Origin of the sequence: Novosphingobium sp. CF614 (genome assembly GCF_900113255.1) — a bacterium.
Taxonomy (GTDB): domain Bacteria; phylum Pseudomonadota; class Alphaproteobacteria; order Sphingomonadales; family Sphingomonadaceae; genus Novosphingobium.
In genome coordinates this window covers 548530-574290 of record NZ_FOOR01000001.1, presented here as the reverse complement: position 1 = coordinate 574290, position 25761 = coordinate 548530, and the positions used below count along the sequence as shown (strand labels likewise).

The 25761-nt window shown below is 64.7% G+C and carries 21 protein-coding genes and 1 tRNA gene; 14 read left to right on the top strand and 8 right to left on the bottom strand.

Annotation, left to right across the window (positions count from 1 at the left end):
• Nucleotide 1: 1 nt before the first annotated feature.
• Nucleotides 2-235, bottom strand: a complete 234-nt coding sequence (locus BM052_RS02705) for an HIG1 domain-containing protein (RefSeq protein WP_091142867.1) — start codon at nt 233-235, stop codon at nt 2-4.
• Nucleotides 232-1092 carry a tRNA glutamyl-Q(34) synthetase GluQRS gene (gene gluQRS / locus BM052_RS02700; RefSeq protein WP_091142864.1) on the bottom strand — a complete coding sequence of 287 codons (861 nt, stop codon included), beginning with the start codon at nt 1090-1092 and terminating at the stop codon, nt 232-234. The genes BM052_RS02705 and gluQRS overlap by 4 nt, the downstream gene beginning before the upstream one ends.
• Before the next feature lie 230 nt (nt 1093-1322).
• Between gluQRS and BM052_RS02695 the strand changes: the two genes are divergently transcribed.
• From BM052_RS02695 to BM052_RS02665, 7 genes are all read left to right on the top strand, one after another.
• The gene (locus BM052_RS02695; RefSeq protein ID WP_091142862.1) at nt 1323-1931 is read left to right on the top strand and encodes an HNH endonuclease; all 609 of its coding nucleotides are present in this window, start codon (nt 1323-1325) and stop codon (nt 1929-1931) included.
• Nucleotides 1932-2140: 209 nt separating this feature from the next.
• Complete coding sequence (locus BM052_RS02690; RefSeq protein ID WP_091143056.1) at nt 2141-2542, top strand: metallopeptidase family protein; 402 nt, start codon at nt 2141-2143, stop codon at nt 2540-2542.
• Between the two features lie 66 nt (nt 2543-2608).
• A complete protein-coding gene (locus BM052_RS02685; RefSeq protein ID WP_091142859.1) occupies nt 2609-4402 on the top strand; it encodes a bifunctional metallophosphatase/5'-nucleotidase in 1794 nt (597 codons plus the stop codon).
• Nucleotides 4403-4491: 89 nt separating this feature from the next.
• Entirely contained in the window at nt 4492-5046 is a 555-nt protein-coding gene (gene dcd, locus BM052_RS02680) for a dCTP deaminase (RefSeq protein WP_091142858.1), read from the top strand.
• A gap of 129 nt (nt 5047-5175) precedes the next feature.
• A tRNA-Val gene (locus BM052_RS02675) sits at nt 5176-5251 on the top strand.
• Between the two features lie 11 nt (nt 5252-5262).
• Nucleotides 5263-5781, top strand: a complete 519-nt coding sequence (locus BM052_RS02670; protein WP_177198293.1) for a helix-turn-helix domain-containing protein — start codon at nt 5263-5265, stop codon at nt 5779-5781.
• Between the two features lie 18 nt (nt 5782-5799).
• A complete protein-coding gene (locus BM052_RS02665) occupies nt 5800-6447 on the top strand; it encodes a helix-turn-helix domain-containing protein (RefSeq protein ID WP_008995147.1) in 648 nt (215 codons plus the stop codon).
• Nucleotides 6448-6510: 63 nt separating this feature from the next.
• On the opposite strand, the gene BM052_RS02660 is transcribed toward BM052_RS02665, so the two are convergent.
• The 6 genes from BM052_RS02660 to BM052_RS02635 form a co-directional block, all read right to left on the bottom strand.
• Nucleotides 6511-7287 (bottom strand): N-acyl homoserine lactonase family protein, encoded by a 777-nt coding sequence (locus tag BM052_RS02660; RefSeq protein WP_091142852.1) that lies wholly within the window; start codon nt 7285-7287, stop codon nt 6511-6513.
• Nucleotides 7284-8501, bottom strand: coding sequence for an MFS transporter (locus BM052_RS02655; protein WP_143084727.1), 1218 nt, complete (start codon nt 8499-8501; stop codon nt 7284-7286). Before BM052_RS02655 ends, BM052_RS02660 begins: the two co-directional genes overlap by 4 nt.
• A 23-nt stretch (nt 8502-8524) precedes the next feature.
• Complete coding sequence (locus BM052_RS02650) at nt 8525-10147, bottom strand: carboxylesterase/lipase family protein (RefSeq protein WP_091142845.1); 1623 nt, start codon at nt 10145-10147, stop codon at nt 8525-8527.
• Between the two features lie 46 nt (nt 10148-10193).
• On the bottom strand, nt 10194-12440 hold the full coding sequence (locus BM052_RS02645) for a TonB-dependent receptor (RefSeq protein ID WP_177198292.1): 2247 nt from the start codon (nt 12438-12440) through the stop codon (nt 10194-10196).
• Nucleotides 12441-12553: 113 nt separating this feature from the next.
• Nucleotides 12554-13993, bottom strand: coding sequence for a glutamine synthetase family protein (locus tag BM052_RS02640; protein ID WP_091142839.1), 1440 nt, complete (start codon nt 13991-13993; stop codon nt 12554-12556).
• Nucleotides 13990-15321, bottom strand: a complete 1332-nt coding sequence (locus BM052_RS02635; protein WP_091142836.1) for an aromatic ring-hydroxylating dioxygenase subunit alpha — start codon at nt 15319-15321, stop codon at nt 13990-13992. Before BM052_RS02635 ends, BM052_RS02640 begins: the two co-directional genes overlap by 4 nt.
• 412 nt (nt 15322-15733) lie before the next feature.
• Between BM052_RS02635 and BM052_RS02630 the strand changes: the two genes are divergently transcribed.
• From BM052_RS02630 to BM052_RS02600, 7 genes are read left to right on the top strand one after another with little or no spacing between them, the layout of a single operon-like run.
• Nucleotides 15734-16888 carry a mandelate racemase/muconate lactonizing enzyme family protein gene (locus BM052_RS02630; RefSeq protein WP_091142834.1) on the top strand — a complete coding sequence of 385 codons (1155 nt, stop codon included), beginning with the start codon at nt 15734-15736 and terminating at the stop codon, nt 16886-16888.
• Between the two features lies 1 nt (nt 16889).
• Nucleotides 16890-18998: a hydantoinase/oxoprolinase family protein gene (locus BM052_RS02625; RefSeq protein WP_255405919.1), complete on the top strand. Its 2109-nt coding sequence runs from the start codon at nt 16890-16892 to the stop codon at nt 18996-18998.
• Nucleotides 18995-20731, top strand: coding sequence for a hydantoinase B/oxoprolinase family protein (locus BM052_RS02620; RefSeq protein WP_091142830.1), 1737 nt, complete (start codon nt 18995-18997; stop codon nt 20729-20731). The genes BM052_RS02625 and BM052_RS02620 overlap by 4 nt, the downstream gene beginning before the upstream one ends.
• Nucleotides 20728-21939, top strand: coding sequence for a cytochrome P450 (locus BM052_RS02615; protein ID WP_091142827.1), 1212 nt, complete (start codon nt 20728-20730; stop codon nt 21937-21939). The genes BM052_RS02620 and BM052_RS02615 overlap by 4 nt, the downstream gene beginning before the upstream one ends.
• A gap of 2 nt (nt 21940-21941) precedes the next feature.
• On the top strand, nt 21942-22682 hold the full coding sequence (locus tag BM052_RS02610) for an SDR family NAD(P)-dependent oxidoreductase (protein WP_091142824.1): 741 nt from the start codon (nt 21942-21944) through the stop codon (nt 22680-22682).
• 3 nt (nt 22683-22685) lie between these two features.
• On the top strand, nt 22686-24188 hold the full coding sequence (locus BM052_RS02605) for a gamma-glutamyltransferase (protein WP_091142823.1): 1503 nt from the start codon (nt 22686-22688) through the stop codon (nt 24186-24188).
• On the top strand, nt 24170-25480 hold the full coding sequence (locus BM052_RS02600; protein ID WP_143084726.1) for a M20 family metallopeptidase: 1311 nt from the start codon (nt 24170-24172) through the stop codon (nt 25478-25480). The genes BM052_RS02605 and BM052_RS02600 overlap by 19 nt, the downstream gene beginning before the upstream one ends.
• Nucleotides 25481-25761 lie beyond the last annotated feature (281 nt).

Below are 25761 nucleotides of genomic sequence, written 5' to 3'. Positions count from 1 at the left end.
TTCAGCGCGCCATCGCCAGCAGCAGCGCGCAGACGAGCACCGCCGCCGCCTGGTACTTGATGCGGTTGAACATCATCTTGTTCTGCAGGATCTGGTTCGGCGTCGGCCCGGTCGCGCTCGGGTCGCGGTGGAGGTCTTCCTTGGTGCCGTTGATGAAGGCGACGATGCCGCGCACCAGGCTGACGACGACCAGGATCATCAGCACGGCGATGATGGGGACCAGCAGATAGTTCATGCCTGCCCTTGTAGGCCTTGCCACGGCCAATTGCCAGATAGGGAAATGCCGGCGGGAAAGCGGTGCTCGCGCAGGGCTTCCGCGATCGCCCGGCCGTCCTCGCCGGCGCGCCGCCGGTCCGCCAGGGAGGGCGAACCGCGCCGCTTGGCAAGCTTGCGCCCGTCCGCTTCGACCAGCAGGCCGTGATGGTGCCAGATGGGCACGGGCAGGTGCAGCAGCGCCTGCAGCAGGCGGTGGACGTGGCTGGCCGGGAACAGGTCCATGCCCCGGGTGACGAGGGTGATCCCGTCCGCCGCGTCGTCCAGCGTGGCGGCAAGGTGGTAGCTGGCGGGCAGGTCCTTCCGCAGCAGCACCACGTCGCCGAATATCGCCGGTGTCGCCGGTCGAGCGCCGGCGATCTCGTCGATCCATTCGAGCGGTCCGGCGATCTCCATGGCCCTGGCGACGTCCAGCCGCCAGGCGGCGCCCCGCGGATCGACGTTGCGGCCGCGGCAGGTGCCAGGATAGACCGGGCCGTCGGGTCCCGCCCCGGTCGCGGCGGCGGCGATCTCGGCGCGGGTGCAGCGGCAGGGGTAGAGCAGGCCCATGGCCTTGAGCCGCGCGCCGGCCTCGGCATGGCTGGCAAGGCGCCGGGACTGGAACACCGGCTCCCCATCCCACGCGAGGCCCAGCCATTCGAGATCGCGCAGGAACGCCTCGGCGAACGCGGGCCGGCTGCGCTCGCCGTCGATATCCTCGATACGCAGCACGAACCGGCCGCCCCGCGCCCGCGCCAGATCGTGCGCGACAACGGCGGCATAGGCATGGCCAAGGTGCAGCGGACCGTTGGGGCCGGGAGCGAAGCGGGTCACGATCATCGCCGCCTTCGTAGAGCGAACGGGGCGAAACGGGAATCGTCATCGTCATCCCGGCGCACCCTGCGATCGCGGCGATGCCTGTGCGGCCTGCGCGCGTCCGCGCCGCGATGCCGCCTGTGGATTCTCCGCCGGCGCCGGTCTCTTGCCATCTTGACGGCGAGTCCCGCAAATGCTGCATATGCGCCCATGCATTGCCATCAAATCGCAATGACGGCCTGCGACAGGAGGCCATGCTCAGATCGGAGCTGATCGAGCGCGCGGCCCGGTTCCGCAGCGCGGAGGGGGACCCCTCCCGCAGTCTTTCCGACTGTCCCGCCTTGGTGCTGAACGCGGACTACACGCCGCTGTCCTATTATCCGCTCAGCCTGTGGCCCTGGCAGACCGCGATCAAGGCGGTGGTGCTGGAACGGGTGGACATCGTCTCCAGCTATGACCGCGCGGTGCACTCGCCCAGCTGGACCATGCAGATCCCCTCGGTGATCGCGCTCAGGCAATATGTGCGGCCTTCCGAATTCCCCGCCTTCACGCGCTTCAACGTGTTCCTGCGCGATCGGTTTTCCTGCCAGTATTGCGGCAACCCGCATAACCTGACCTTCGACCACGTGATTCCGCGCCGCCTCGGCGGGCGGACGAGCTGGGAAAACATCCTGACCGCCTGCTCGCCGTGCAATCTCAAGAAGGGCGGGCGCACCCCCAAGCAGGCCAGGATGCCCCCGCTGGTCCCGCCGATCCGCCCCACCAGCTGGCAGCTGCAGGAACGCGGCCGGGGCTTCCCGCCCAACCACCTTCACGAGACCTGGCGTGACTGGCTCTACTGGGATGTCGAGCTGGAAGAGTAGGGTGCGGGGAATATTCTGCTCCAGTCCGCGGTGATTGGACCTCCTGCCTCCCTCCCCCTTCGCAATTGTCGAAAGGGGGGATGGACCTCGTTTCAGGCATGCGCAACGCATGGCGGCATGATCCATATCTGCCGTTTCTTCCCCCAATGTGGTGCGGTCCGGCGAATTTGGAGTTCGCATCGCCGTCGATCGATGGCACAAGGTCCGGCATGACCCGCACTTTCGGCCAGCCCCCCGCCGCCGCCGATTTCGAGGCGCTTGCCCATGCCGCCTTCGCGCGCATCCCGCAGCCGTTTGCCGATCATCTCCAGGGCATTACCGTCCATGTCGAGGAATACGCCGATGCGGAGACGCTGGCCGACCTCGGCATCGAGGATCCGTTCGAACTGACCGGGCTCTACCAGGGGCGGCCGATGGATGCGGAATCGGTCTGGGTCGCGGGCGAACTGCCGCCCCGCATCACGCTGTACCGCCAGCCGCTGCTTGCCGAATGGTGCGAAACCGAAGTGACGCTGGAAGAGCTGGTGATCCATGTCGTGATCCACGAGGTCGGCCATCACTTCGGTCTGAGCGACGACCAGATGCATGGGCTGGAAGACAGCGTGCATTGAAAAAGCGCGCGCCCCGCGCGCAAATTGGTCGTTGGAGCGTCATGATGCGATGCGATAGAGCGGGCCATGACTTTCACGGCCCTGACTCGCACCGCCCTCACACCTCGCACCGTCCTGACTCGCACCGTTCCGTTCGCCGTCCTTTCCCTGCTCGCCGCCTGCGCCGCGCCGCAGGTGGCGCATCGGGCTTCGCTCACGCCCGTGGCCCCCGTCGAAGTGGGGATCATCGCCATCAACGATTTTCACGGCACGCTCGAACCGCCCAGGGCATCGGTGTCGGCGCCCGACGGCAAGGGCGGGTCGATCCCCGTGCCGGCGGGCGGCGCGGCCTGGCTGGCCTCGGCGGTGGATACGATCAAGGCCGGGCATCCCAACCATGTGGTGGTGGGCGCCGGCGACCTTACCAGCGCCTCGCAGCTCGCCTCCTCGCTTCACCTGGACGAGCCGGCGGTGGGCGTCATGAATCGCATCGGGCTGGATTTCAACGCGGTGGGCAACCATGAGTTCGACCGTGGCTGGAAGGAGCTGCTGCGCCTCCAGAACGGCGGCTGCGAGAAGAATACCCGGCTCCAGCCCTGCCAGCTCGAACAGTTCGAGGGCGCGAATTACCAGTACCTGTCTGCCAGCACGTTCAAGGCCGACGGCTCCACGCTGTTCCCGGCGACCGGCCTCAAGACGTTCGGCACCGGCGCGGGCAAGGTGACGGTCGGTTTCGTCGGCCTGTCGCTGCGCGCCGTGCCGATGCTGGTCTCTCCCGACCAGGTCGCGGGCCTGACTTTCGGCGACGAGGCCGAGGCGATCAACAAGGCGGTGCCGGCGCTCAAGGCCGAAGGCGCCGACGCGGTCGTGGTGCTGATCCACCAGGGCGGCAAGACCAGGGAGGGCGATCCGGACAGCTGCAACGACCTGACCGACGGGATCAGGCCGATCCTCGACCGGCTCGGCCCCGGGGTCGATCTCGTGGTTTCGGGCCACACCCACTGGCAATATGTGTGCCACTACGGCCAGAGCGGCGACGGCACCCCGATCCTGCTCACCAGCGCCGGGGTCTATGGCAAGCTGGTGACCGACATCACGCTGAAAATCGACCCGGCGACGCACCGCGTCATTTCCAAGCAGGCGCACAACGTGATCGTGCAGTCGCCCGGCTATTCCGGCGGCCGGGGAGATGTGCCGAACACCGCGCTCTACCCGCGGTTCAACCCGCGCGCCGACGTGGCCGCCTATGTCGCCGGCTATGTGCGGGGCGCGGCGGCGCTGATCGCGCGGCCGGTGGGCAAGATCTCCGGCCCCGCGGCCAAGCCTTCGACCGAAAGCGAGGAAGGGGGCACGCTGGGCAACCTGGTCGCCGATTCGCAACTGAACGCCGGCAGGGACGCGGGCGCGCGGATCGCCTTCGTCAACCCCCTCGGCCTTCGCGCCCCGCTCGATCCGGCGCCGGACGGCGGGGTGACGTTCGGGCAGGTCTATGCGGTGGAGCCGTTCAACAACAGCCTGGTGACGATGACCCTGACCGGCGCGCAAGTGCGCGCGGTGATCGAGGAAGGGCTCGACGACCAGGGAACGCGGCAGGTGCTGGCGCCTTCGGCCGGGCTGCGGTTCGCGTTCGACATGCGCCGCCCTTCGGGCAGCCGGCTGGTCTTGCTGACGCTGGAAGGCAAGCCGATCGATCCGGCGGCGAGCTACCGCGTGACCGTGGCCAACTTCCTTGCCGAGGGGGGCGACGGCTTCTCCACCTTCACCCAGGGAACCGACGAAGTGCGCGGGCCGATCGACAACGAAGCCTTCCAGCAATGGATCGCCGGCGTGCCGGTGCGGCAGGTGCCGCAGGAACAGCGGGCGGCGAAAGTCGGCGGGTAGAGGGCGCCCCGCGCGCCCCTGCTCGGCCCGGTGGACAAATCGCGCGATCGCACTTGCCCCTGCGGCGCGGCTGGGGAATCACGCAAGGCATGGCGATTCTGAGCGACAAGTGGATCCGCGGCCAGGCGATGGAAAGCGGCATGATCGAACCTTTCGTGGAGGCCCAGCGCCGCGATGGGTGCATTTCCTACGGCCTGTCCTCCTACGGCTATGACGCCAGGGTGGCGGACGAGTTCAAGATCTTCACCAATGTCGATTCGGCGGTGGTCGATCCCAAGGATTTCGCGTCCAACTCCTTCGTCGATCGCAAGACCGACATCTGCGTGATCCCGCCGAACTCCTTCGCGCTTGCCCGCACGGTCGAATACTTTCGCGTCCCGCGCGACGTGCTGGTGATCTGCCTGGGCAAATCGACTTATGCGCGCTGCGGGATCATCGTGAACGTCACGCCGCTCGAACCGGGCTGGGAAGGGCATGTCACGCTCGAATTCTCGAATACCACGCCGCTGCCGGCAAAGATCTATGCCAACGAGGGCGCCTGCCAGTTCCTGTTCCTGCAGGGCAACGAACCCTGCGAGATCAGCTACGCCGACCGCGCCGGCAAGTACATGGGCCAGCGCGGCGTGACATTGCCCCGGCTGTAGTCCGCCTGGGGGCTCATCTGTCCCCCCGTTGTCCCCCCTCCAGACCCCGGTTGGACCCCGTCCGTCCCCCTTGAAAGCGAAGGTTGACCGCGCCGAAAATTGCCCTAAATGCGCGGTTTCCGGCGTGCCGGGCGGTTAGCTCAGTTGGTAGAGCATCTCGTTTACACCGAGAGGGTCGGGGGTTCGAGCCCCTCACCGCCCACCAGGACCTCGGTGTTGATCGCCAAGGATCACGGCCACCCGCTGGCCGTCAAAGTATCGGAATGGTTCATCCGTAGCGCGCCCAGGCAATCGGACGCTCGGCAGCGACAGGACTTTGCCGAGCGCTTTGGTACCCACAACCCGCGTGTCCTGAAAGTGCTGGTGCTGCTTCACGACACGATCGATACGCCGCCCACGCGCAGCGAACTGGCCCATGCTGCTGGCGTTTGCGTGCGGCAGATCGAACGGTTGTTCCGCGCCGAACTGGGCATGTCGGTACGGGAAGCGGGAGAGGCGATCCGCCTGGACCATGCTGCCCACCTCCTGAAATCGACCGGGCAGTCGGTCACCGCCGTGGCCCTCGCGTGCGGCTTCGCTTCAGCCAGCCATTTCTCCCGCGCTTTCAAACAGAGCTATGCGGTTTCGCCCAGGCACTGGAAGGCCCACAAGGCAGCCGTGACGGCCATCCCAGACCAAGAACTTGCCCGCATTGAGTCTTTGCGCGACCGGAAAACCCGTGCAATGAGCCTCTAGGAAAGAAATTTTCCAGGAATGGATGACGAATTCGTGGCGCGAACCCAGCAAGTCAACGATGCCGAAACGATGGGACGGCGGCTGCGCGTCATCCGCAGGGAGCGTAACTCCACCCTGGCAGACGTCAGCGCGCGCGCACGAATTTCCGTCTCCGCGCTTTCCAAGATCGAGAATGCGCAGATTTCGGTTTCTTACGACATCCTCAAGCGCGTGTGCGATGCTTTGGACATCGGCATCGAGGACATCGTCTCATCTGGCGAAAAAAGCCAGCTTTCTGGCCGCAAGACGACGACGCGGGCCAACGAAGGCGAACTGTTCACCAGCGACCAGTACGATTACCGCGTCCATTCCAGCGAGATTTCGAAGAAGGCGATGATCCCCTTCGAAATGGTGATCCGCGCGCGTTCAGTCGACGAGTTCGACCATTGGAGCCAGCACAATGGCGAAGAATTCGTCTACGTGCTGGCCGGTGCGATCGATATCCACACCGAACATTACACGCCGTTGCGCCTCAACCAGGGTGAAAGCGCGTATTTCGATAGCAGCATGAAGCACTTGTACGTGTCCGTGGGCGACGATGATGCGCGAGTACTGTCGGTTTCCTACGATCCCAGCGCGGCAGAGGCACGCCCGGTATCGACCTATATGCATCCCTCGACCCGCTAATCACCACGCCGGAACTCCAGGCGCACTTTCCTATAGGAAAACGCGCCTCCGGCAGCGGCGCGCTCAGTCGTAGTATTCGGGTGCGAGCCGCATGTGCTGGATCGCGACGGGATCGTGGAACAGCAGCATCCGGGCGTCCAGATCTTGCTGCAGCGCATTCAGGCGGCGAATGGCGCGCAAGGCGGCGGCATCGTCACAGCATTCTCCGGGCAGGACTTCATGCTCGAAATTTTCCGCCAGATCGCCGGCATCGAACGGCAGGATAATCGGTCCACTGCCTGGTAGTTTCACCACTGCGGACTGATGCCCTGCGGTATGTCCGCGCGTATCGAGCAAAGTCAGGCCGGGCATCGCCGTCCAGTCTCCACGCCGTAGATCCCATTGCAGCCCGGCCATGTCGTAGTCGGAGCGGATGTAGGCCAGTCCCGGATCGCCTCCGAACGCCACGTCGTATTCGGCTTGCTGCACGCTGATCCGGGCGTGCTGCAGGCGCCCCAGGTAGCCGCAATGATCGAAATGCAGGTGCGACAGGATCACCCAGTCTATGTCCTGAAACCCAATGCCGATCTGTTCGAGCTGGGCCTCGATGCGGTGCGCAGCTCTTACGATCGGCGCCGTCATGCCGTGGCGTGTGAAGCAAGCCTCACGTCGCGCTGGATCGTCGATGTTGTCGGGGTTCAACCCGGCGTCGAGCAAGACCCAGCCCGAAGTCGTATCCAGCAAGTAGGCGCATACCGGCTCGCTCAGAATGAAGCGTCCGCCAAAGTCTCGCGTCGAGATCGTCTTTGGCAGGATCTCAAAGCCGCACAGCAGCACGAACAAGCGTTTGATATCGGTCATGATAAGATCGGCCTCCTGCCCCGCGCGATAGGCAGCGCAAGACCGGCCACTATCAGCCCGACGCAGGCGATGGCCACAAAGCCCATCCACCCGTTCATCCCGAAGTAGATCGAAGGCGCCAGGAACGAAAGCACCGAGATGCCCTGCCCGATCAGACCCGAGGCCGCGCCGCTTCGGGACGGGCTGGCCACAACCACGGGCAATTGCGCCATTGCCACAGCGCCCATACCGCTGAACGCGACAAGCCATCCGAACAGCCCGAGCGAGGCCAACGCAAAACCCGAGCCGGGCCAGAACAACAAGGCCTGCGAGGCCATGCCCAGACCCGCCAGGCCGGCGAACAGCAGCTTGCGGTTCAGACGGCGGGTCAGCAGCGCTCCGGTCATGAGGCCGCACAGCACCATCGCCACCCCCTTGATGGCTGCCACCGTGGTTGCCGAAGCGCCCATCGACGTCCCATGCACTTGCGCCAAGTATAACGGCGCGATCAGGCTGGTGCCATAGGAAAGAGCGGACGGCACTGCTACCGCCACGGTGAGCAGGATGACATCGCGCTCGCGAAAGACGCTGGCGAAGCTGCTGAGTTGCTTTTTCCAATGGGGTGCGGCGGCGGTCTTCACATGCGGCAGTGCCATGAGAGCTGCGAACAACACCAGCATGATCGCGCCATAGATCAAGAACGCAGGCTGCCACCGCCCCGTCCCGGCAAACGGCGCTGCCAGCAGCAGTCCCATCGCAAAGCCGGTAGGCGCATACGTCGACCATAGCGACATGGCCCGCACCTGCCGCCTGCCTGCCGTCGCGCCGACCAACAATGCCGGTGCAGCCACGCTAATCCCGGTGAAACCGACACCGCTGACGGCGAGCGCCAGCATCAGCAAGCTGAGGCTTGCTCCCCATGCGGCTAACCCGGCGCCCAGCGCACAAACGAAGGCGGAAACGACAATGACCCGCTTGGCGCCGGCACGATCCACCAATCCGCCGCAAAACACCCCGCCGATCGCCGAGGGCAACGAGAACATCGCCAGCGCCAGGCCGACGTCGTTGCGCGCAACGTGCATCGCCACGCCCAAATCTGCCGTCAGCGCAGCCGCTACGCCCACCATCCCCATGCTCGCGGCGGTGGCGAGATAGGTCAGCGCGATCAACAGCCAGCCGATTTGCGGCGTATCGGCATTCATGGCGCCGATGCGCGGTTCGGAGAGAGTTGCCATCTTGGTCTCCACGGCCTTGCCGTTCAGGCGCGTTCGAGAATGGTGTTATTCATGGCGCGACCCAACACCGCAAGCCGATCGCGTTGCGGCACCGGGCCTCGCCTTCCGCCTTGGGCGCCGATGTACCATACGGTTTTCTTGCCGGGCAGGTAGCGCGGCCAATTGCCATGTGCGCCGGGAACCGCATTGGGATCGCCGGTCCGCGCGAACTGGGCCCACCAGCCGCTCATCCGGTCCATCAGGCCGCTCTGCTCGCGGCTCAAACCGAACCCGCGTACGGACTGGGTGCGCAAGGCAAAGCCGATCTCCGAACCGTGGAACGCCCCCAGATCGGCACCCGACCCTTCGTTGAAAGTGGCGCTGGCGGGGACCGTGCCGACGTATTCGAACTGGTAGGAATAGACCGCAGAGCGCCCCGACGTCGCCAAGGCGATGGCAAGCGCGGCTGCATTCCAATTGAAGATGATGTCGCCCATGGCCTCATGGCCTTGCCGCGTAGCTGCGGTATCATCGGCGGCATCGAAGAACCGCAAGGCCTGTGCTGCGTGTTCGGCGTATTCCGCGCTGATTTCCGCTTGAAGGCCTTTGACCGTGCCGCCCCCCAGCGGGGGAAACAGCGTCCCTTCATCGCGATTGCGCCCGACGATGACGGGAACGGCGGCATGGCGCCCCGCCATGACCATGGCGAAAGGATGATCGGGCACATGATGCCCGTCGATCTGAGGGTAGAAACGCCACGAACTGGCATTGGCCTCGACCAGCGCGGGCGCTTTCATCGCCCGCATGTCGGCGATACCGGACGCGCCGACTTCCTTGGCGAAATCCAGCCCGGCGCGCTCCATCGGCTCGCGCTCGCCGAGCAGGATGAAACTGGACGGCTTGCCCATCGGCGCGCCGCTCTGCGCGATGGCGCGGTGGAAAAGCCCCCGCGATTGCGGCATCACCAGGTGAAAACCGACGCTGAACGCCCCAGCCGACTGGCCCAGGATCGTCACGTTGCCGGGATCGCCGCCAAACCCTGCGATGTTCTGCTGCACCCAGCGCAAGGCGGCGATCTGGTCCATCAGGCCATAGTTACCCGAAATCCTGTCAGGCGATTCCGCAGCCAGCTCGGGATGGGCGAAGAACCCCAGGATACCCACGCGGTAATTGATCGAGACGAAGACCACGCCCTCCCGCGCAAGCGCTTCGCCTTCGTAGAGCGGATTGTCGGACGAGCCGGCAACGAACGCCCCGCCGTATATCCACACCATGACTGGATACGGCTTTTCGGAAGGTTCCGCTGGGGACCACACGTTCACCGACAGGCAGTCTTCCCCCATCGAACGGGGGCCGCGCACGCTGAAGGCGCTTTTGCCAGCCTCGGGCGTGGCCCAGGGGCTGGCGGAAAACCGATCCGCGCGCAAAGTGCCTTTCCACGGCATCACGGCCTGCGGTGGACGCCACCGCAAGGGGCCGGATGCCGGCTGCGCGTAAGGTATCCCCAGCCAGCGCCGAACGCCGCTGCCGGGGAGTACGTCACCGGCGACCTTCCCCGCCGCCGTTTCCACCAGGAGCGAGGAACCGGCAGCGCGGACAGTCGATGCAACCGCAAGAGCAGCGGTACTGGCGACAAAGCCACGACGGGTAAGTTTCGGTTTGTTCATTGGCTTCCCGTCGTGGCTCGTTTTCGGTTCCGGACTTGTGCGTCTTCTACTGACGATAGGTCAGCGTCAGGCCGATCGTGCGCGGTCGGTTCACGTAGACGTAGTAAAGCGACGATCCGGCCAAGTCGTGCGTACGCGACAAGGGCTTGCTGTCGTTGAAGATGTTGTTGGCGAACACCGACAAATCGAACGCCGCCAGCTTCGCGCCCAGCCTGGCCGAGACAACCGCGCTGGATTCGGTGGGCGTCAGCCCCGCGTCGAAGCTGTAGGTTTTCGGATCGAGTGCAGGTCCGCGGCTGCGGAACGTGGTGTCGGCGCGGAAATACGCGTCCACCTCCTGGGTGACGGGGAAGTCTACCTGCGCCCAAACGGCGCCGGTGAACTGCGGGCCGCCGATCCTGGCGCCCTTGGCGGCGAGCAGAGCGCCGCCACTTCCCTCAACGTCCTCGGCATACGTCGTACGATTGAAGCCGACGTTGCCGCCTATGCTAAGGCCCTCGGCAAGCCGGAAATCCGCCGCTACGTCGATACCGCGGCTGTTCGCCTTGCCCAGGTTCTGGATGTACTGGAAGCCGCAGTTCGGCAAGTTGACCGGCTGCTGGATGTTGCTCCATTTGATCCAGTAGGCATTGGCATCAAGGTGCATCCGCCCGCCCATGAGCGAGCCCTTTACGCCGCCATCGAAGCTCCAGACGCTATCGGACCCATACGTCGTCGGGCTTTGGGAAATGCCCAATGAGGCAAGGTCCGACGCGCAATATTCAGCCGGGACCGGCCCTTGTGCGCCACCCTGGCGAAACCCCTTGGCGGCGTTCGCATAGAGCAGCGTGTTTTCGTTCGCCTGATACGCGACACTGAACTTGGGCGTGACCGGGGTTTCCTTGGTGCTTCCCTCGACATAGCTGGGGCCGCCGTTGACCGGGCCGTCGGCGGCGTCGGTGAACGAGAACTTCATCTGCGATACGCGAACGCCGGCGCTCAATGTCAGCTTGTCGTTAACGTGGTAGTCGAAGTTGGCGAAGCCGGCGATCTGCTCGTCCTTGGAATTGACGAGGTCGATGTAGCTCTTGGCATCCACCGCAGCGGCCGGGTTCGAACTTGTCGTGTTATTGTCCGACACCTGCCGCTGGTTCGAGTAGTAGAACCCCAGCACCCAGTCCAACGGGCCGCCGGGCTTGGATTGTACGCGCAGTTCCTGCGTGAAGTTGGCTTGACTCGTGACGACGGTGGACGAAGACGGGCGCAGCGTGCTGACGGACGTAACCGCATCGCCCGTATTGATGGCGCGCAGATAGCTGGTGTAATCAAGCGTAATAACTTGCTTGCGATCGAACCATGATGTGTTCGAGACGACCATGAAATTGTCGCCATCGTATTCCAGCTTTACGGCTGGCAAGTAGAAGCGGTCGCGGCGCGGTTCCGAAAGCGTATTGCCGCTGCGATAATCCGCATCGCCGGAATCGCTGTACTGCTCCCAAACCGAGTTGCGCGCCGCCTGATATTGCTTTTGATAGAACAACGAAGGCGTGATCGTCAGTTCCGGGATAGGGCGGATGGCCAGCGCACCGCGCACCACCGTGGTACGCTCCCAGTTGGCATCTTTATCGACCACTGCCCCGGTCTCGGCGTTGATCTGGTCGATGTAACCGCCATCCCGCCGCTGCGATACACTGAGACGGAAGCCGACCAAATCTTTGGCGATCGGAGCGCCGATCGCAGCGCCGATCTCGTAGGATGGAGGGCCGTTGTGGGTGGTCGAGACTTCCGCCCGGCCATAGGCGGAGTACGCATCCAGGCTGGGCGCCGGTGTGATGAAGCGAACCGCGCCGCCTTCGGCGCCAGCGCCAAACAGCGTGCCTTGCGGACCCTTGAGCACTTCCACCCGTTCGAGGTCGAACACGCGGGGGAAAGCGTTGCCGCCGAAGTAGCCGATGCTGCGGATCTGGATCGGCGTTTCGTCGACGTAGATGGCGGTTGTCGCAGAACCGACGTCGGAGGAAATGCCCCTGATCGAAATGCTGTTGCTGGTGTTACCCGAAACGCCGCCGGTATTGCTGAACAGCAAGCCCGGCGTATAGCGCGCGATATCGTCGATCGTGCGCATGCCGCGCTGATCCATCTGCGACTGGCTGAACGCGTCGATCTTGATCGGCACTTTGTCCAGCGTCACTTCACGACGCGTCGCGGTGACGACGATCGTGCCTTCTTCGTTGCCTGAATCCGCTTCGGCTGCCTGCGCCGCCCCGGATGCTACTGAAACAACCGCAACCCCGGCGAGGAATCCCGCCCGCATGATCGCAATCTTTCCCTCATTGTTCGAATGCCGCTTGAACATACAACCTCCTAGAAACAGAATGTCGCGTTCACTCCTGGATTTTATTTATTTTTTTGGTTTTTATTTAATTATTAGAACAAGTCGAAGTACTCTCTTTGCTCCCAGTCCGTAACCGTAGTGTTGTATCGTTCAACCTCGGCCCGCTTTATCATTAAGAAATAATCGATGAATGCATTGCCGAACGCTTCGCGCATCGGGGCGTCCGCGGCCAAGGTGTCGAGCGCTGCCTCCAGGCTGCTCGGCAGGGGCTGGGCGTCGGCCAGATAGGGGCTATCGACAGGCGCGCCGGGTTCTGCCCGCGCGGCGATGCCGGCAAGCCCGGTCAGCATTTGCGAGGTCAGATAAAGATAGGGATTGGCCGCCGGTTCGCCGATGCGGTTCTCGATCCGGGTCGCGCCTGGCGCGCCGCGTGCCAATACCCGCAGCATCGCGCCTCGATTGTCCTCGCCCCAGGCCACCCGATCGGGCGCCAAGGAATTGGCACGGTAGCGCTTGTAGCCGTTGATGGTGGGCGTGCTGAACGGCGTCGCCGCTCGCGCACCGCTGAGCAGGCCGGCCAGGAAGTGACGACCGATGTCCGAAAGCCCCTGCCCGCCATCTTCGCGCGCGAAGAGATTGCGACCACTGGCCCTATCGCGCAGCGACTGGTGCAGGTGCCACCCGCTCGACATCGCATTGGCCCATTGGGGGCGGCACATGAAGGTCGCATGGTAGCCGTGGCGACGCGCGATCTGTTTGATGGCGTTGCGGAACACGATCATGTCGTCCGCAGGTTGGATACCGCTGCCTGGGCGAAACACGAACTCGACCTGGCTCGGCCCGAATTCGATCTCGATCGAATGGATCGGCAGACCCAGCGCCTGACAATGCCCGCGCATGATATCCAGGATCGGCTCGATCCGGTCGTAACGCTGTTCGGTCAGATAGGCATAGCCCTGGTGAAGCAGTTCCACCGAGGGCGGTGTACCGGGTTGCCCGGCATCGGCGATATCCAGTTTGGGATCGGTGAGGCGGGTCAGATGAAATTCGACTTCCAGCCCGCTGACGAACTCGAACCCTTGCGCCGCCAGGCGTGCTGCCGCGTCCTGCGCGATGCGACGGGTGGAATGGGCAACTGGCCGGCCATCGGGGTAATACAAGTCGCACAGCATCCATGCGGAGCCAGGCGCCCAAGGCAGAAGCCGCAGCGTCGTGGGATCAGGCACCATGATAACGTCGCCGCCGCCCTGAAGCGCCGGCTCGCCGATGCCCGCGCCCTGGGTGAATACCGGCACCACGGTGCGATGCGCGGTGTCCTTGAGCAGGAGCGTGGAGGTGATGGCGCAGCCATCCTCCATCACGCCGGGCAAGGCCTCTATCATCAAGGTCTTGCCGCGCAGCAGTCCATGCAGATCGGGAAAGGACAACCGGACTTGGTTGACGCTGGCCGCGCGCAATTGCGCTTCCACTTCGGCAGCAAGGCGCGCCTGGTCATCGGTCCACAAACCATGCCGGGCGATGAAACCGGTCATGGTCGCGCGGTTTCCGCCGCAGTCATGGCCCAGGAAGCATTGTCTCGACGGCGCGCATCGGCGCGCTGCCAATAGCCAACCACATCCTCGCCTGCCACCGCAACGCCATCGATCGTGGCAGGGCCGGTCACGGAAGCCGCTTCCTGCTTGCCCAGCGCCATCAGGGGAGCACTACCTTGCGATGCCTTGCGGATTTCCGCCAGCAGCAGCTTGCGATAGGCGACGATACCCTTGTCGGTCGTCCCCAGATGCTCGCGCGTGCGATCCTGTATGCGGCCCTGGCTTTCTACCGCCCACTGATCGTGGACGTTGATGTCCTCGCCCATGCCCGTGTACGTGCGCAGGCGCTGTTCATCGAGATCGTAGCCATAGTTGTTGTGCCTGCCGACGCGCGGCATGTAGTCAGGCAGTGTATAGAGCTTGAGGCGCTGCTCGCGCATCGTCGCCTTGTCTACCGGCTCGGCAAATCCGGTGAAGATCGCGTACCAATAGCAGCTCTCGTCGTCGATCGGGACGTGCCACTGCGTGATCGTCATCGTCTCGGACAGTGGGATGACGAACGCTTGCGGGAACAGAAGATTGGTCACGCGCACATGCGTTCCACCTTCACCCAAAGAACGCAGCGCGGTCAGCCGCAAGCCGATCTCGGAGCGCTCCACGGTGATCTCGGGGTTCTCGTATTCCCGCAGAACCTGGGTCATCGTCAGTTCGCTGTCGGCCGACGTGGAGCGGAACTGCTTTCCGTAGCTGGCCGCCGCATCCTCATCCTCGTAGAAGCGGTGGAGAAAGCTGGCGTGGGCCGGATCGATACCCACTTCGAGCGCTTGCAGCCAATTGCAGTCGAGATAGCCCTTGAACGCGAAGACGTGGCTGTCCGGGGCGATGAAGCAATCCAGCGCGGGAAACGCGGGCGCCTCCCCCTCACCCAAATAGCCGAAGATGATGCCGCCGCGCACCGCGACGGGATAACTCTTCTGCCGGACGCGAGAGCACAGCTTGCTGCCTTCCGGCTCGCCCGGCGTTTCGAGGCAATTGCCATCGACATCGAACAACCAGCCATGGAACAGACAGCGGATACCACCGTCTTCGAGACGCCCGAACGCCAAGTCGGCATTGCGATGCGGGCAATCGCGATCCAGCATGCCGATGCGACCCTGGTTGTCGCGAAATACGACGAAGTCCTGGCCCAGAACGCGCACGGCCTTTGCTGGACGAGGCCCGCCGAGTTCATCGACCAACGCGACCGGCTGCCAATAGCAGCGCAACAGGCCGCCCAATGGGGTGGCGCTGCCGGCGCGGGTTATCAGGTCGTTCTGTTCCGGTGTCATCGAACCAAGGGACTCATCGTGAAAATGGGTTAGTTCCTCAGGGGTGACATATTTTCGTGAGAAGAAAAAGAGGGAAATTTTTTCCTAAATCGGCAATTCTGCGGGTCAGTCGAGCAATCTGTCAGGCGCTAATCGCCAAAAGCCACTGATTTATAAGCAAACCTGTCGAAACACTGCACCCGTCATCAAAATCCGGCTCCGCCCACTTCGAGCAGGTAGGCCGCAGTTTTCGCGCAAAAAGGGGCGCGATCGCAAGGCCTGAGGCATTTTCAGCAGTTTACTCGGAGGCCTATCAGAGATGCCAAGCCACCCCAAGCCAGCCACTTGACTGTGAATTAAAAATATTTTCTCATAGGAAAATATCGTGCTACGCCACTGGCAGTCCTAACCTTTCTCACCTCAGGGGAACGCGTTGAAAATCACCAAAATCGAAGCGTTTGCCTTCCGTCTTCCGCCGCGCCGGGACTTTCGATGGGCGGGCCTCATCGCCAACCTGGGCGGGTTCGTGGCGGTCCGAGTCGAGACAGAAGGCGGTTTCGTCGGCTTTGGCGAAGCGACGCCGCTGCCCGATTGGGGTGGCGACTGGGAGCGACGCTGCGGCGAAACCCAGGTGACCGTATGCCACATCGTCAACGCCGTGCTTGGCCCGGCGCTCGTGGGCATGGACGCGACTGCCGTCACGGCAGCCCGCCGAGCGATGGACCGCCTCGTCGTCGGCAACGTCTACGCCAAATGCGCGATCGACATCGCCTTGCATGATGTCTGGGGCAAGATCGTCGGCCTCCCCATCTACAAGTTGCTGGGCGGCGCGGTGCGCGAAGCTGTCCCGGTGGCGCATATGATCGGCCTGATGCCGGAAGACGAAGCCCTCATCGAAGGCGTAGAAGCGGCGGCAGACGGCGTGCGCGCGCTTCAGGTCAAAGGCGGGGTCGATGCCGAGCGTGACATCCGCCTGGCTGCGGCGCTGCGCCGCGAACTGGGCGACGACATGACGCTGCGGCTCGATGCCAACCAGGGGTATGGGCATGGCAAGGCCGCGGCACAGACCGTCGGTCGGCTGGTTGATGCCGGGATCAGCATGGTCGAACAACCGACCACGGGCCTTACTTATATGGCGCAAGTCACGGCATCCGCCGCCGTGCCGATCATCGCCGACGAAAGCTGCTGGAACGTCAACGATGCGCTGGACATCAGCCAGGCCCGCGCGGCGGATTCCATCTCGATCTACCTTGCCAAAGCCGGCGGCTTCGTCGGCGCGGCCAAGGTCGCCTGCGTGGCGGACGCCCAGTTGATGGCGTGCGACGTCAACGGCTCGATCGAGTCCGCGATCGGCACTGCCGCCAACGTCCAGTTCGCCCTGGCTCAGCCCGCCGTCACGCTCGGCGCGGTGATCGCGGTCAGCGCCCCTGCCGGCACGCATCCGTGCCAGGTCGCGGGCCGCTATTACGAGGATGACGTCCTGGCCGAACCGATGGCGTTCGCGAACGGAGCGATCCTTGCCCTCGATGCGCCGGGGCTTGGGATCACGGTGGATGAAGACAAGCTCATGCATTATCGGTGTGACTGACATGGCGTCCGGCTACCGCATCGCCGCCGACATCGGCGGCACCTTCACCGACATCGCCTGCCTATCGCCGGACGGCACCCTGACGACCGCCAAGACGCCTACCACGCCCGGCGACTATGCCGCCGCGATCCTGACCGGCATCGCCGATGTCGCCGGTCGGTTGGATTTGCCCGTGGATCGCTTCGACGAGATACTCCACGCATCCACCATCGCCACCAATGCCATTCTCGAAGGCAAAGGCGCGCGCACCGCGCTCGTCACGACGGAAGGCTTTCGCGACGTGCTGGAAATGCGGCGCATCCGCGTTCCCCGGCTTTACGAGCCACTCTACCGCAAGCCCGCGCCCTTGGTGCCCCGCCGCTTGCGCCTGGAAGTGCCCGAGCGGCTGGGCCCGCGCGGCGAGGTGATCCGGGAACTCGATACCGAGGCCGTGCGCGCGGTAGCCGATGCGCTTGCCGCGCACGAGGTAGAAGCCGTGGCGATCTGCTTCCTGCATAGCTATGCCAATCCGCAGCACGAAATGGCCGTCGAGCAGATCTTGCGCGAGACGTTGCCCGAAGGCACCTTCATCTGCGCCAGCCACGATGTGCTGCCGGAAATCCGTGAGTACGAGCGGACCAGCACCACCGTCGTCAATGCCTACATCGGTCCGGTGGTCAGCCGATACCTCTGCGCGCTGCAAATACGACTGCGCGACGCAGGCGTCGGCGGTCGATTGCTGATGATGCAGTCCAGCGGCGGCTTGCTCGACATCGATCGCGTGATCGAGCGCCCCGCTACCGTCGTCGAAAGCGGGCCTGCCGCTGGCGTCGTCGGCGCGGCGCGGCTGGGCGGCAAGGCCGGGCACGGAGACGTCATCACGTTCGACATGGGCGGCACCACCGCGAAAGCCTCGCTGATCGAAGGCGGACGCCTCGTCAGCACCGACGAATATGAAGTGGGCGGCGGCATCTCGATGTCGAGCGCGCTGGCCAAGGGTGGTGGCTATGCGCTCAGGCTGCCCGTGATCGACGTGTCCGAAGTCGGCGCGGGCGGTGGCAGCATCGTGCGTATCGATGCCGGAGGCGCGCTCAAGGTCGGTCCCGACAGTGCCGGCGCGGTGCCGGGGCCTGCCTGCTACGATGCCGGCGGCACCGATGCGACGGTTACCGACGCCAATGTCGTGCTGGGCTACCTCAATCCCACGGCACTGGCCGGCGGCAGCGTGCCGATCAATGCCCGGCTGTCACGCGAGGCGATCGAGCGCAGCGTTTGCGAGCCACTCGATCGCGATCTGCTGGACGCGGCCTGGGGCATCCACCGCCTTGCCAACTCCGCCATGATGCGCGCCGTAAAAGCCGTCTCCACTTACCGCGGCCGCGACCCGCGCGATTTCGCGCTGTTCGCGTTCGGCGGCAATGGCGGCATCCACGCCGCCGCGCTGGCGCGCGAACTGGGGATGGCCAAAGTCATCGTGCCGCCGGGCGCCGGCGTGTTCAGCGCCGTGGGCCTGCTGTTCACCGACCACGAGGTCAGCCGCTCCAACACCTTCGGTCGCACCCTGGGGCCGGACCGCGCACTGCCGGTGGATATGGCGGCAACATTCAAGCGACTGGAAGACACGGTACGCGCCGAGCTGGGCACTTCCCCGCAATTGCGCCTCACCTGGCGTGCGGGCCTGCGCTATCGCGGACAAGGCTTCGAGTTGAGCATCGACATCGAGCGCGGTGAACTGGACGACGCCAGCCTTCCCGCCATCCGCGCCGCCTTCGAGGCGGAACATCGGCGCAGCTATGGCCATGACCTGGGCGACCATGCGATCGAGATCGTGACGCTGCGCGCGATCGGTACGATCCCTCCGAACGGTCCTCAGACGATCCGGGACGCCGGAAAACCCGTGGTTGGAACTTCTGGGCCGTCCGCTGAAGCGCGCGCTGCCTACTTCGGCCCGGATCACGGCCTGCTCGAAACGCCGGTCGTCACCCGCGCCCACTTGTCCGAAGCCCCACGCGCTGGCCCGTTGATCGTCGAGGAATACGAAGGCACCACCATCGTGCCGCCGGACTGCACCGCGCTGCGCGACGCCCACGGCAATATCGTCATCGCGCTGGCATCGAGAGCATCGCAATGAGTTTCAATGTCGATCCCATCCTGCTCGAAGTATTCAAGAACGGGTTCGAGGCAGTCGCTGACGAGATGGCGCTGATCCTGATGCGTACGGCCCACTCGCCGATCGTGCGCGATGCGATGGATTTCTCCACCGCGCTGTGTGACGCGCAAGGCGAGAACCTGGCGCAAGGGCTGACGACGCCGATGCACCTGGGCAGCTTCCGCGACGCCATGCGCCACTTGATGGAAGAGTATGCCGGAGACATCCACGACGGCGACGTCTTCATCGGCAACGACCCTTACCTGGCGTCCGGCCAGCATTTGCCGGACATCTATGTCGTAAAGCCCATTTTCCATGATGCGCAGATCGAAGGCTGGGCCGCGACCATCGCACACCACGTCGATGTGGGCGGACTGGTGCCAGGCAGCAATTCGCTCAGTGCTGTCGAGATTCACCAGGAAGGCCTGCGGCTGCCCTTCCTGAAACTGCGCCGGGCCGGCGTGCCCGATCCGGTGCTGCCGCGCGTGATCGCCGCCAACGTGCGCACGCCCGATCTGGTTCTGGGAGACATCGAGGCCCAGCTTGCCGCTGCCATGGCAGGCTCACGCGGGCTTACCGCGATGATCGAGCGCTACGGGGCAGCGACCGTGCGCGCCTATGGCGTTGCCCTTCACGATTATGCCGAGCGGCTGGCCCGCGCCGCATTCCGTGAATTGCCTGATGGCGTCTATACGTTCGAGGATCATATCGATGGTCTGGGCGACGATCCCAAGCCCATCCTGTTTCGCCTGACGCTGACCATCGCGGACGACGAAGTGACCGCCGACTGGGCCGGCACCTCACCGCAAGTGGCCGGCGGCATCAACGCGCCGATCTCGTTCTGCAAGTCGAACGTCTATGCCGCGCTGCGTTCGATCATGGGCGCCGACGTGCCCAATTGCCACGGCTACACCCGACCGATCCATGTCATCGCGCCTGAATCGTCGGTACTCAATTGCAGCTATCCGGCGCCCTGCGGCGCGCGCGGCATCACGGGATACCGCATCGTCGATTGCGTGTTCGGCGCACTGGCGGCGGCGGTGCCGGATCGGGTCAGCGCGGATGGAGCGGGCGGCTCCACCCTCCCCAGCTTCAGTGGCCGTATAGATGGGACGACCTTTGTGTTCTCGGAATGCGTCATGGGCGTGTGGGGCGCAACGAGTGGGCATGACGGGCAGGAAGGCGTGCCGCACATGGCCTCCAACCAGGCCAACGTTCCGATCGAGACCATCGAGGCGGACTATCCCATCCGCATCGAGCGCTACAGCTTGGCGCAGGATACCGGTGGCCCCGGGTTCAATCGTGGTGGACTGGGTATCGTGCGGGAATACCGGGTGCTGGCCGACGATGTCTATTTCGGGGTCCGCTCCGACAAGATCGCCTATCCCCCGCATGGGCTTAACGGCGGCAGCCCCGGCGCGCCGGCCAGCAACTTGTTGAGCGGCAGCGGCGGAGACCAGGTTCTGCCCGCGATGCCTACCCGCGCCATGACCCTGGGTACGGGCGACCTCTATCGCCACGTCATGGCGGGCGGCGGCGGCTTCGGCAACCCGCTGGACCGCGAACCCGAACGCGTGATCGAGGACATGCTCGACGACCGGGTCAGCGAAGCCCACGCCCGTGAGGCCTATGGCGTCGTGCTGAGTTTGAACGGCACCCTCGACATTCCGGCGACGACCGCGCTGCGTGCCCGCATGAAGGATCTTCCCCGATGAACATTGCAATGGACCGGCGCGTCGTTTCCGACCTCGACCCGTTCTGCGAGGAATTCCGCGCTGATCCCTACCGCCACTACGCGCAGCTTCGCACCCTGGGGCCGATCGTCTGGCTGGAAAAGCATCAGATCTGGGTCGTCCAGCATCACGCGCAGATCAAGGAAGTACTGACCGACTGGCAGCGCTTCAGCAATGCCGGCGGCGGCGGGCTGACCAACTATTTCAAGGAGAAGAACTGGCGCCAGCCCAGCATCATCCTGGAAGTCGATCCGCCCGAGCATGAGCGCACGCGCCAGGTCATGATGCGCGCGCTCAATGCCAAAGCCTTGAAGGCCATGCGCGCCGGTTTCGAGCGCGTCGCCGCCGAACTGGTCGATGCCGCCCTCGAAAAGGGCGAGATCGAAGCGGTCGCCGATCTGGTCCAGCCGTTTCCGCTAACGGTGTTCCCCGATGCCGTGGGCATGCCCAAGCTCGATCGCGAAATCATGCTGATTTACGGCGGCATCGTCTTCGGCGCCTTCGGCCCGCGCACCCCCTGGTACGACGAATTGATGAAGCGCGCCGAAGAAGTCAGCGGCTGGATCGATGAGCGTTGTGATCGTAGCGCCCTCACCCCCGATGGTCTGGGTGCGGCGATCTACGCATCGGCGGACGCAGGCGATATCACCCATGCCGAAGCCAAGCTGCTGGTGCGCTCGTTCTTGTCGGCGGGGGTCGATACCACGATCGATTCGATCGGCCTGTGCTTGCGCGCGCTGGCGGAGAATCCCGACCAATGGCAGGTGCTGCGCGAAGACCCCTCGCTCGCGCGTGCCGCCTTCGAGGAGGCAACCCGCTACGACAGTTCTTCGCAAAGCCTGTTCCGCACCACCACGCAAGCGTTCGAATTTGCCGGCCAGCAACTCGACAAGCATGAAAAAGTGCTGGTGCTGATTGGCTCCGCAAGCCGCGACCCAGCGGTGTGGGACGAGCCCGACCGCTTCGATATCCGGCGACGCATCTCGCATCAGATCGGCTACGGCACCGGCATTCATGGCTGCGTGGCACAGATGATGGCACGTCTGGAAGGCGAAGTGTTCTTCCGCGCCATCGCCGAGAAAGTGCGCACGCTGGAGCCGACCGGCCCGTCGCAGCTCCGCCTCGTCCCCGGCCTTCGCGGGCTTTCCAGCCTGCCCTTGGCGCTCACCGCCCACTCTTCAGGACACTGACCATGGCTACCGTAATCGTTGCAGGCGGCACCACCGGGATCGGTCGCGCATCGGTGCAAGGTTTCCGCGCGCGCGGCGACGACGTGGTGCTCATCGACCACCGCCCTGAAGCAGACCTGGTGGCGCAGGAGGATCATCCCGGCGCCTGCGTGTTCCTTCAGCGAGACCTCGCCGATCCGGCAGTGCCGGCGGAAGCGGTGGCGCTGGCCGTGGACACGTTCGGCGGCATCGATACCCTGTTGGTGACGGCGGCGGTGATGAAATCCGCCGCCCTGGAAGACTGGACCGGCGAGATGTGGGACCATTCGGTCGCGCTGAACCTGAAGATGCCGTTCTTCTTCACCCAGGCTGCCGCGCCCTGGCTGCGCAAGTCTGACAACCCCAGCATCGTCTTCATTTCATCGACCGGGGCGATCCGGGGCCATGCGGGAATGTCGGCTTATCAGGCGACCAAGGCTGCGTTACCGGGGCTGGCGCGCAGTCTGACGGCGGAACTCGGACCCGACGGCATTCGGATCAACTGCATCCTGCCCGGCTGGATCGAAACGCCCTTCAACGATCCTTTCTGGACCTATCAGCCCGACCCCGAGCAAAAGCGCGCCGCCATCGAGGCGCAAATCCCCATGCGCCATCAGGGCGCGCCGGACGACGTGTCCAGCACGATCATGCTGCTGACCTCGCCTGCTGGCCGCTACATCGCGGGCACGTCCATCGTCATCGACGGCGGCTATACGGCGGTCTGAAGCGTGACGAACCAAAACTGGGCACTGGCTGACGCCTTCTCCTCGCCGCATCGTCCGGTTTTGCGCGGGGAAATCGGCGCCGTGTCCGCCGCCCATCCGCTTGCCGTCGCCGCAGGGCAAAACGCGCTGTTCCTGGGCGGATCGGCGGTCGATGCCGCGATCGCTGCGCAAGCCGTGCTGTGCGTCGTCGCGCCCGATGCCTGCGGTTTGGGCGGTGACATGTTCGCACTGGTGGGAGACGGACGCGAAACCCTCGCGGTCACAGGTGCGGGCGCGACGCCGCTGGCCATGACCCAAGTCGCCGACGACGGCCCCCACGCGATTACCGTGCCGGGGATCGCCGGCGGATGGGACGCGATGCACCAGCGTTGGGGGCGTCTGTCGCTGGCGCACGTTCTCGCTCCCGCTATTCGCCTCGCCCGAGAGGGGATCACGCTAACCCCCACATTGGCAAAGGCCGTCGCTACGCAGCGTGCCCGGCTGGAGCGTCATGGCGCGGGCGAATGGAGCCTGCTGAACCTCGCCGCCGGGGACCGCTTCGTGCAGCCGGCATTGGCGGCGCTGCTCTCCACGTTGGCCGAACAAGGCGCCCTCGCCTTCTATGAGGGTGACATCGCCCAAGCAATCGTCTCGCGGGTACAGACGCGCGGCGGCGCGCTTTCGCTGGCCGACTTCACGAGGCATGAGACGCCGGTCACCCCGGCCCTGACGATCCCGTTCCAGGGAGGCGAAGTCGCGGTCCAACCGCCCCCGACGCAAGGGGTGTTGCTCGCGATGGCGCTAGCCGGGCTGGAACAATGGCTGACGACCAACCCCGACGGCGGGAACGCGGCCAACTTCCAGCACGTCGGCGTGGAACTCACCGAAGCTGCTTTCGCGCATCGCGACGATGCGGCATGCGGCGCCGCTTTGCTCGACCAAGTGCTCACGATCGATCCCGAGCGGGCCGCCTTGCGCGGCGGCCCACGCGCCTATCTGCATACCGCCGGGGTCTCGACCGCGGACGCGCAGGACCTCACCGTGTCGTCGCTGGTTTCGGTTTTCGACGATTTCGGATCCTGTGTCTTCGTCCCCGAACTGGGGCTGACATTGAACAATCGCGCGGGCGGCTTCACCTCCGGCGCAAATGCCGCGGCTCCGGGCAAGCGCCCGGTCCACACTCTGGCCCCTGCAATGCTGCGCCGGGGCGCGGACTTGCTGGCGCTAGCGACGCCCGGTGCCGACGGGCAAGTCCAGACCCTGCTCCAAGTGATCGGGCGGATCCTGGCCCAAGGCGATGACCTCGCCTCGACCATCGCCGCACCGCGATGGCGCAGCGAGGGCGGGCAGTTGCTTATCGAGGACGATCACCCCGCGTCCGCGGACTTGGCGCTGCGCGGCCACCGCACCCTCCCCCTTCCGCCGGGAGACATGCGTTTCGGATCGGTTGCCTGCGCTGGCATCGTGGCAGGTCAGCCGATCGCGGTCGCGGACTGGCGGCGCGAAAATTGGGCCGGCGTCGCATGACAAAACTCGGCTGCTTTCGTAAAGGCTTTGGCACGATGAAGCGCAAGAACCTCGTCCTCGCGCTGGCAGCCTGCGCATTGGCAACCGCGCCGCTCGCGCCTGCCCGCGCCGCCGATAGCGAAGCCCTGACGGCCTACACCTATTTTCATCGGAACCCCGAACTCGGCAAAGATCTGCCCAAGGCCCATGCCTACCTGATGGCCAGGCTGCGCGCGCTGGGCGGGTTCACTTTCGTGGACGTGCCGGCGCTGCCTTCGGCAATCGTCGCCGTGCTCGACAGTGGCCGGCCCGGCCCGACGATCGCCTTACGTGCAGACATGGATGCCCGCCCTCTCGACACCGGAGAAGAGCCAGCGGACCACATGCCCCGATCGCAAATTCCGGGGCGCATGCACAATTGCGGGCACGATGCGCACAGTGCGATGCTGCTCGGCGCCGCCGTGCAGTTGCGCGCCCACCCCGAGACTTTCACGGGCCGCATCGTGTTCCTGTTCCAGTCTGCCGAGGAAGTGAAAGGCGGTGCGGACGACATCGTCGCCGACGGAGTTCTCACCCGCCTGGGCGTCAAAGCGATCTTTGCCCAACACGTCGTTCCCGGAATGCCGGTCGGGGGCGTTTCCGTCTCGCAAGGTTCGGCCATGGCCGGCAACAATACCTTCAAACTCACCTTGCGCGGGACCGCATCGCATGCGGCCTCCCCCTACGAAGGCGCCGACCTGGGCGTCACATCGGCAAAGATCATCACCGAATTGGCCGATATGCCAGCGCGTGGCTGGGACATGGCGAACCGCCCGGCAGTAATCTCAGTGACCAAGATCGCCACCAGTTCCGCCTCGATCAACGCAACGCCTGCCGAAGTCACCATCAAGGGAACCCTCCGCGCCTTCGAACCGCTGGGCGACAATGCCAAGCCCGGCACTCTCAACCACTTGATCGCCACGCGTATGTCGGCCTTGGCGGCCGTCTACGGCGCCAGCGCGGACTGGCTCGCGACGCCCGGCACCCCACCCACGATCAACGACACCAATCTGATCGCCGCACTGGCAACCGACGCTGCGGGCGAAGCCAACGTCAATATGACCATCTCAACCGAGCGTTTCATGAATTCGGAAGATTTCGCCTACTACAGCCAAATCATACCCGGCGTCTATTTCGGCCTTGGCATAGAAAAAGGCGATCTCGGCCACGTGGGCGTTCACCAAACCGGCTTCACGATCCATCCCGATGCCCTAGACGCAGGCGTCCGCCTGCTCGTAGCCATTGCGCATCTGGCCACTGCTCGGGTCCATTGACCCCGACGGTATTGCTCCATGAGTTTCGCACCAAGGCCATGCCTTTCCGCGCCTGCTCCCGCGCTGATCGACCTGATCGCGAATGATCAGCTATCGCTCGAGGCCGCGCGCGCACTCATGCTCGATCATCGCGCGGCTGACGTCTTCGCGCAGGGCATCATCGCCAGAACGTCGGCGCTGGTAATCGCGCGCAGATCACGATCCCCGAACGCGGGGATAGCGTCACGCTCAAGCCGGGTCAGCAGCCGAGCTGCATGGCCGGGATCGAGCGAGGCCAATCT